Source organism: Photobacterium aquimaris (assembly GCF_002954455.1).
GTDB classification, from domain to species: domain Bacteria; phylum Pseudomonadota; class Gammaproteobacteria; order Enterobacterales; family Vibrionaceae; genus Photobacterium; species Photobacterium aquimaris.
This window is the reverse complement of the sequence record NZ_MSCC01000002.1, coordinates 978027-984086: the sequence shown is the minus strand read 5'-3', so window position 1 is coordinate 984086 and position 6060 is coordinate 978027. Positions and strand designations below refer to the sequence as shown.

General features: G+C 34.2%; 6 protein-coding genes. 5 read left to right on the top strand and 1 reads right to left on the bottom strand.

Translation table 11 applies throughout. The features are described from left to right. The 3 genes from BTN98_RS20385 to BTN98_RS15125 form a co-directional block, all read left to right on the top strand. Positions 1–2675: YobI family P-loop NTPase (locus BTN98_RS20385; protein ID WP_167390208.1), on the top strand; the 2675-nt coding region annotated here is incomplete at its 5' end. Positions 2676–2756: 81 nt separating this feature from the next. After that, complete coding sequence (locus BTN98_RS15130) at positions 2757–3236, top strand: hypothetical protein (protein ID WP_061000944.1); 480 nt, start codon at positions 2757–2759, stop codon at positions 3234–3236. Between the two features lie 34 nt (positions 3237–3270). Then, positions 3271–3933, top strand: a complete 663-nt coding sequence (locus tag BTN98_RS15125; RefSeq protein WP_061000945.1) for a hypothetical protein — start codon at positions 3271–3273, stop codon at positions 3931–3933. Positions 3934–4239: 306 nt separating this feature from the next. Here BTN98_RS15125 and BTN98_RS15120 read toward each other — a convergent pair whose 3' ends face one another. Further along, positions 4240–4548, bottom strand: coding sequence for a helix-turn-helix domain-containing protein (locus BTN98_RS15120; protein ID WP_061000947.1), 309 nt, complete (start codon positions 4546–4548; stop codon positions 4240–4242). Positions 4549–4650: 102 nt separating this feature from the next. Between BTN98_RS15120 and BTN98_RS15115 the strand changes: the two genes are divergently transcribed. Next, positions 4651–5178 (top strand): hypothetical protein, encoded by a 528-nt coding sequence (locus BTN98_RS15115; protein ID WP_061000949.1) that lies wholly within the window; start codon positions 4651–4653, stop codon positions 5176–5178. After that, positions 5172–6060: DEAD/DEAH box helicase (locus BTN98_RS15110; RefSeq protein WP_167390207.1), on the top strand; the 889-nt coding region annotated here is incomplete at its 3' end. The genes BTN98_RS15115 and BTN98_RS15110, both read left to right, overlap by 7 nt.

Sequence of the window (6060 nt, the reverse complement as noted above, 5' to 3'; positions counted from 1 at the left end):
TTAATACATCAAACTCAATCGATATGGTGTTGGAACAGGAGAAGCGGCTTGCAGTTGGTGAGGGACTTGACCGACAGTTTCTTAGAGAGGTTTCACGATATCTAAACGATCTACGTTTAATTCAAAACATCTTTAATGAATACGCCATTTATGTAGCGAACTTAGAGACAGATGGAGAAAACATACTTGATGGAAATAAACTCCTCGCAGTTTTAATATATAAAAATGTCTACCCAAGGGATTTTGAGCAATTACATCGAGGTGAAGGTGCTCTTGCTAAAATATTGGATCACCAAGCTGAACTTATTAATAAAAGTGAAGATGAGTGTAGAGCTGAAATTGTACAACTTGAAAAGTTAATTGAAGTAGGAGAAGACCAGACCCCACTAGATCTAGATGAATTACGAAAAATTTATGCAATGGCGTTGATAGAGAAACTTCCATCGGGTGCATTTAGTATCGGTCATAATTCAAATAATATGATAGAGTTTCAACAATTAGCTACTCATAGTGATTTATTCGAGGGGTATTTAGAATCATCGAATATATATTGTCGGTATAACAATAATTATAATACCCACGTCAATATTAAAAATTGGCATACTAGCGTAAATTCTCAAAAGACTTACTATCAACGTAAGGAAGAAATTAAAAATAAGGCAGAGGAACGTAAAGTTGAGATTTTAGGTAAAATACGTGATCTAAGACTTAAGTTACCAGTATTTCGTACAACTAAACTTAGTGAGTTATTACGTTTAAATTCCAGCGATGCTCAGGTACTCTTTGAGGGGTTTGGTGAAAATGGTGAGCTTGCGCGTTTTCTTATATTAGAAAGTTTCTTAGACGATACCTATTATCAGTACACATCTCTATTTCACTCTGGTCGAATGTCACCGAATGACAATAAATATCTTATTCAGATACGCGCTTTTATTACTCCAGAACCAGATTTTCCAATTGATAACCCACATGAAGTGATTGCAGCTATGCGTGAGGAAGATTTTGGACAAAGTTATGTCCTAAATATGGTGATTGTGGATGCTTTGTTAAGTGATAAAAATCGTTATAAGGAGCAAGTACAGAAGCTTTATAGTTACATTAAAATAGAGTTTGAAAGTTGTGAGCATTTTTTGGATGGCTATTATACCAGTGGTCATAATGTTGTTGATTTTCTTTTGGGGCTAAATGATGTTTGGGATAGACTCGTACCTAGCATTCTTACCAGTAATTATAACATAAGACATATAACTCAACTTGTTAAATGGTTACCTTTAAACAGTTTAAAATCTCTTGCTGAAAATTTTGATGATATGTCCAATTTCGTTTCAGAGCACCTTTTAGATATTCTATGTGAGGTTCCTGAACTTGATCCTAACCGCCTTGTTTGCCTTAATTTTGAAGTAAAAGACCTGCTTTCTATCAAAGAGCATTCTCAAGTTGTGTGTACAATGTTTGAGGAAGGGCTTTTCGAACTATCGATAGGAAATCTTGAATTTATCTATAAAGAACTTCTTGCTAAAGATGATGTGAATATGCTGAATACCAAGAACTATACGACTATACTTTCGACAAAGAACTCTATATTGATTGGAAGAGTTGAACGTGATTTTGAATACTATTTACGCAATATTCTATTGGTTCTTGATAATAACTCAGAGGAAGATTTATCCGCTATTTTGGTCGCTATTTGCCATGATGAAATAGAGCTAAGTGTTCTAAGTGAGTTTCTAAAACAACAGGTAGTTCAGTTACCAACTTTAGAGAAAGTGCCAGATAGACTGTATACCATGATTTTTGATACTGCGAAGATCAAACCAACTTGGGCAAATTGCCTTACCTTTATGGACAGTGACAGTTTTAGGAATGAAACATTAGTTAAATATCTCGATAAACAAAGTGTATGCGATTCGATTTTGGAGGAAGAAATACCGAGTAATTCAGATTCATTCAATTTACATACTTTACTCATTAATGCTAATTCAATGTCTGATTACAGTTATAAAGGTTATGTCTGTGCTTTACCTAACGTGTTTAAATCATTTCCTAGTGGGCTTGATTTAACAAAAATTAAGATACTTATTGAAAAAAGGAAGATTAATTTTACAAAAAATAATTTTAATTTTCTAGAAAACACCCAAACCTTACAGGTATTATTTGTATCTTTAAACATCGATATGTTCTTAGATAATTCTGAATGTTTTGATTTGAGTGATGATTTTCTTGAACATCTCCTTCAAACTGAAATTTCTGAGATAAACAAGTTTAATGTTATCAAATTTATGAACTTAGCAATATTAGTTGACCATCATGAACGTGCTGCACTTATCGGCTCTATTGTTGTTAATGACGATACTAATTATTGTAACGTTGATGGCTATATTGCTAAATCTATAATAATGTACTCTTCGCCTACAACTTTACAAATTTTACTGTTTAATAAATATTGCACTCTAATGACGAATAGTGATGTACGAGAAGTGCTTTCTAATTTACCTAAACCATATTGCGAAATAACAACTGGATACCATACTCCAAGACTAAAAAATTCTCTAGAGAATAAAAATTTGGTCATGCAACTTGACCATCAAAACATTATTTCATCATGGACAATAGGTGGTATTTTTACTGACGAAATTAAGGTAAATCTCTACAGGAAAAAAGAAGAAACGGTATAGTCTGTATTTATGGTGTATATAGTTAAAGTTAGTGATTACGTTGCTAACCTTAATACGGGTATTTTGGGAAGGTAGATTAAATTGAATAGCGCTTTGACAGTGTATAAAGACTTACTGCCAGTCGTAACGTTTATATTAGGTTATTTTTTAAACTGGATAATTGGGACGGTACAAAAGAGGAGTAGCCTCAATAAGATCAGGAAAATTCTTAACCACGAAGTCAATTGGAATATTGAAATTCTAGTTATTAATATTTCAAAAATACCTAAGGATTTGTCTGAGGCTGAGTATCTTTTTAAATTTGCAAAGGTTGCAGCTCATAGCTCAGAGGCGATGACTAGCTCTGTTTTTGATGCATATATCTCGGAACTATCAAAGCTTAAAGAGCATGAGGTAGAGAATTACTTATATTTCTATTCGATCATCAGTATGCTTAAATTGCATTCAAATGAGCTTATAAAATACTTACAAATTGACGGACGCAATGATAAACAAAGTGAGCAAATGCTTGCTCGTATTCAAACTGTTGCAGTTGTAGCTAAGTCATTACTTAAAAAATAGAAATAGAAGGTTGAAGCCAACCCTAAAGGAAGTTATGCAATTAATATATGAGTTAATCCAAGCAAACCCTAAATATTATGCTTGGATCTTTGGAATTATAAATATACTTTGGTTAGGATTTACATATTTCAATAAACAACGCCATGAAAGAAATCTAAAGCAACTAGAGCAAGATTTAAGATATAGAGCTGATAGAAGGCTTAAAATTTTTGATTTAAAAGCCTCTGAATATGGTAAATATGTTACAGATTTGGATAATTTTGGGAAAAAGAATCAAATTGAAATGCCTGAACGTATGCAGCCAATTTTTGAACAATATCTACAAAACTATTTAGCCGCGGCTGAAGCTGGTGATAAAGAAAGAGAAAGGCAAGTAGTTGGTTGGCTTGGTTCTCAAGTTTCATTGCTAATACAAGAAGGCTTAAAAGATGTACTGAAGCTAAAATATGAGTCAAACCGCCTGAAGTTAATTGCTACAGATGAAATGCTTGAAACATTTGAACAAATTGAAAGTTTAACTCAAGAGTCAATGGATTGTACTAACGAATATATGACCAATTTCACCGATATCATAATGAATCAGCAAAATGAAAAAACAAAAATTTTTCAAGCTAAAGCAGCAGAGATAGCTAATAAAATACAAATGCATTCAAAATCACTATTAAATCAAATGAGGCGAGAGCTTAGCGATATTTAGGTATAATAAGTAAATTCAGGTGACGCCTACGACATACCTTATTTAGGTGCTACCTATACTTTTATTAATGTCTACTCGTCATAATAGACCAAATAATCTAACCAATTTCTGTCCACTTTTTAGTTAGTCAGAATGCCCCATTATCTGTGATCACCAAGCGATTCTGTCGTATCGTAATTACCAAGCGACTTTGTCATTACGATAACTACCAAGGGAATATGTCGGAATTGACGTACTAAGTATTGAATATCGTACTTTGAAACATATAGTGAGTTACAGCAGTTTTAGAGTAGATAAAAGATTTGTTTAATCAGAGGAACACAACTTTTCAAGTAACGAAGCTTTATTTTCATCACTTAGTTTTTCAATGGCGCATACAAGTTCTGCACTTAATTCATTCTCGCAAAAGAAATAATGCAGCGGAACGCCTAGCTCTTCAGCCATACGCTTCAAGGTACCAATATCAGGTACATGACGCCCTTTTTCATAATGATTCATTCGGCCACTCGCCGAGCTTTCTTCCATACCAATTTTCACCCCTAAATCCTTCTGGGTGATTTTTGCTTTTTTGCGCGCAGCTTTGAGCCTCGCTGGAATGGGGTTGTTGTATTCCACTTAGACATTTCTTTTAAACCTATAGATAACTTAGATTGTCTAAGTTTTACTGATTTTTGTATACTTAGCAATCCTAAGTTTTTTATTGGTCTAAATTTACACATGAATACAATCATCAAAATAAATGCTCATATGTTTAACCTATTGATTGAAAATAAGATGGATGATTTTTCGGTGATAGAGCTTAGAAATGCGTTACTGAGTCAAGATGTGTCGTTTACTGATAAAGAAGAAGCAAGGCAATATGTATATAGACAACTTCTATCGTTTGAAAAAAATGGATGGCTAACATCTTTAGGCAAAAGAAGAGATAAACGTTACTCAATAACAGATAAATTTCGAGCTCAATCTTTTACGCCAAAAAGTGATGAAAAAGTAAAAGCATCAAATTGTGTTGGCAACATTATCGAAATCCTAGTTCAAGAGAAAAAGGAGCATGAGGCGGAGCTCGCGATTACACTGGGCGAAGTAGAGGAATATCAATCATTACTAAATCGTTTCCCTAATGATGAGGAAATATTACTCCCGCTTTTTGATGCCGCGAAAGAACGCTCAGCTAAACTTTTGGGCAAAGTAAATGCGTTAACAAATCGTTTGCAGGTAAAAAATAGTAAGGTGTCCCTATGCTGAGGCTTTGGCAGTCGGAATGCGTTAATAAAGCGTTAGATAAATATATAAATGGACATTCACACTTCTTTTGCCAAGCGACTCCAGGTGCTGGAAAGACGATCATGGCCGCGAATGTCGCCAAATCATTATTGGATAATGATGAAATAGACTTAGTACTCTGTTTTTCGCCTTCTTCTGCAGTCGCAGAGGGGATCAAAGCGACATTTTCATCTTATTTATTATGCGCGTTTAGTGGCGGATTAGGAACTTTAGGAGCATCGTGTACATATCAAAGTATCAAATATCTTGATGATTCTTTTTGGGAAACGTTAAAGAAATATCGAATTTTTGTCGTGTTTGATGAAATCCATCATTGTTCGTTTGACGAAGATGGGAAAAGTAATTCATGGGGAGAGCAAGTCGTATGTAAAGTACAGCGACTAGCTAAATATACATTAGCGCTATCAGGTACGCCTTGGCGCTCTGATCGTTTACCCATCGCAATGGCGGAATATTCTGATCCTGAAGGAATGCTAGTCTGTGATTATCAATATACATTAAATCAAGCTATTAACGATAATGTCTGTCGTCGGCCTAAGATTGTATTGGTTGATAATGAAGGTTTATCGATTAAAGATGAATCTAGTCACTCATTTTCATCAATTGCTGAGTTACTTCAACATACAAAAGCGTCATATCAATCGATTATTCATAATCAGGCAGCTGTTATCTATATATTAAAGTCGGCTTGTATAAAGCTTTGCGAGATTAGAAAAAGAACACCGAATGCAGCAGGGCTGATTGTTGCAGCTTCAGTATCACACGCTAAATGGATACAAAAGTTGTTAGATGTTGAACTTAAGCAAACTGTTTCTATCGTTACTTATCACCATCAATCTCCAA

Coding starts and splice junctions, on each gene's coding strand:
- BTN98_RS15115 (WP_061000949.1), top strand. CDS start 4,651: ATGAATACAATCATCAAAATAAATGCTCATATGTTTAACCTATTGATT.
- BTN98_RS15125 (WP_061000945.1), top strand. CDS start 3,271: ATGCAATTAATATATGAGTTAATCCAAGCAAACCCTAAATATTATGCT.